The organism is Embleya hyalina (assembly GCF_003967355.1).
Classification (GTDB): Bacteria; Actinomycetota; Actinomycetes; order Streptomycetales; family Streptomycetaceae; genus Embleya; species Embleya hyalina.
In genome coordinates this window covers 1-879 of record NZ_BIFH01000007.1, presented here as the reverse complement: position 1 = coordinate 879, position 879 = coordinate 1, and the positions used below count along the sequence as shown (strand labels likewise).

Sequence of the window (879 nt, the reverse complement as noted above, 5' to 3'; positions counted from 1 at the left end):
GGGATCGGGTACCCGTTGATGCTCAAGGCCACCGCCGGGGGCGGCGGCCGCGGCATCCGCGTGGTCACGTGCGACGCGGAGCTGGTCGAGGCGTACGAGCGGACCAGTCAGGAGGCCGCGCGCGCGTTCGGCAGCGGCGTGGTGTTCCTGGAGCGTCTGGTGACCGGTGCCCGGCACGTCGAGGTGCAGGTGATCGCCGACGGTGAGGGCACCGCGTGGGCGCTGGGCGTGCGGGACTGCTCGATCCAGCGACGCAACCAGAAGGTCGTCGAGGAGTCCGCCTCGCCGGTCCTGGACCCGGACCAGGTGGCCGAACTCAAGACGTCCGCCGAGCGATTGGCGCTGGCCGTCGGCTACCGCGGCGCCGCCACCGTCGAATTCCTCTACCACCCGGGGGAGCGGCGATTCGCGTTCCTGGAGGTCAACACCCGGCTCCAGGTCGAGCACCCGATCACCGAGTCCACCACCGGATTCGACCTGGTCAAGGCCCAGTTGCGGGTGGCGGCGGGTGAACGATTGCAGGGTGCGCCGCCCGCGGAGCGCGGCCACGCGATCGAGGCACGCCTGAACGCCGAGGATCCGGACCGGGACTTCGCGCCCGCCCCGGGGCGGATCGCCCGCCTGGACCTGCCCGCGGGGCCGGGGATCCGGGTGGACACGGGGGTGAGCGAGGGCGACACGATCCCCGCGGACTTCGACTCGATGATCGCCAAGATCATCGCGTACGGTCGCGATCGGGACGAGGCGCTGGGTCGGTTGCGGCGGGCGATGGCGCAGACCACGGTGATCATCGAGGGCGGTGCCACGAACAAGAGTTTCGTGCTCGACCTGCTGGACCAGCCCGAGTTGATCGACGGCAGCGCCGACACCGGCTGGATC

1 protein-coding gene is annotated in these 879 nt (G+C 71.3%); it reads left to right on the top strand.

Annotation, left to right across the window (positions count from 1 at the left end; translation table 11 throughout):
* Positions 1-879 (top strand): ATP-binding protein (locus EMA17_RS00030; RefSeq protein WP_126634750.1); only part of this gene is annotated, 879 nt, incomplete at both ends.